The organism is Paenibacillus sp. 01T422 (genome assembly GCF_056398785.1).
Genome location: NZ_JBFTQB010001348.1, coordinates 1 through 1112, shown reverse-complemented (window position 1 = coordinate 1112; position 1112 = coordinate 1). Strand labels below are relative to the sequence as shown.

The window sequence follows — 1112 nt, the reverse complement described above, 5'->3', positions numbered from 1 at the left end:
CCATGCAACTGGGTATGACCCTTTTACTAACGATTAATCCATCTATTCAAACTGCGAAGCAAGACGCTTGGCTTTCAACTGTTTGCGCAACCGGGATAGGTGCAGGGGTCGCATTTGTTTGCTCTCGGTTGAGTCTATTTCATCCAGGGCAAACCATGATTGAATTTGCGAAAAGGTTATTTGGTCGATACATCGGCTATCTGGTCATTGTTGTATATTTCATCTACTGGTACAGCGTGCTTGCGGTCATCCTAAGGCAATACGCAGAGTTTATCGCCGCGACTATTCTACCGAAAACCCCAATCCTTGTCCCAATTCTGGGCATGCTCCTCGTTGCGATCTATGTAACCTTGTCAGGCATTGAGGTTATCGCAAGGTGTTGTGAAATCCTAGGGCCTCTAACGCTGCTTGGGATTGCTATTCCTCTTCTGCTCAGCCTCAAAAATATCCACATTAACAATATCCTTCCCATGTATGTGGATACCGGTGCGATGACAATCTTGAAGGGAGCGCTGCCGACCTCAACGTTTCTTGGGGATTGTATCCTTCTGCTCATCGTCATGGGATTTGTTTCAAAGCCCCAAACAGGGGTGAAACCGGCCATCCTCGGGGTAGCTGCTGCAGGCTTGTTAACAAGCCTCTCCACTTTCTTAATCGTTTCCGTATTTGGATACCTCTCCGCTTCGGGCCAAACCTACCCTTACTTTAATTTGGTTCGTTATATTACCTACTATGACTTTTTTCAAAACCTTGATTCCTTTGTTATCGCCATTTGGATTATTAGTGTGTTCACGAAAGTAGCTCTCTACTTTTTCGTGTGTACCTATGGAACAGCCCAAATCTTTGGTCTGAAAAAATGGCGACGTATGATGTTGTTCGTAGCACCGGTTATTGTTCTGCTTACTTTGATTCCGCGGGACTTTATCGATAGTTCTGTGTTTTTTCCACAAAAAATCGCGATCCCTTATTTATTACCTATCCATGCGATCATTCTGCCACTCTTGATGTGGGGAGTTGCCAAATTAAAATATAAATAAAACCCTTGGAAATTCCCGTCTGGGAAATCACAAGGGCTGCTCTTGAATTAGGCTGATAATTAGTTACTACTGGTG

At 44.2% G+C, this 1112-nt stretch carries 1 protein-coding gene; it reads left to right on the top strand.

Going from position 1 to position 1112, the window contains the following annotated elements:
• A partial coding sequence (locus tag AC1DUA_RS38625) for a GerAB/ArcD/ProY family transporter (RefSeq protein WP_477504726.1) occupies positions 1-1037 on the top strand: 1037 nt, incomplete at its 5' end.
• Positions 1038-1112: the final 75 nt, after the last annotated feature.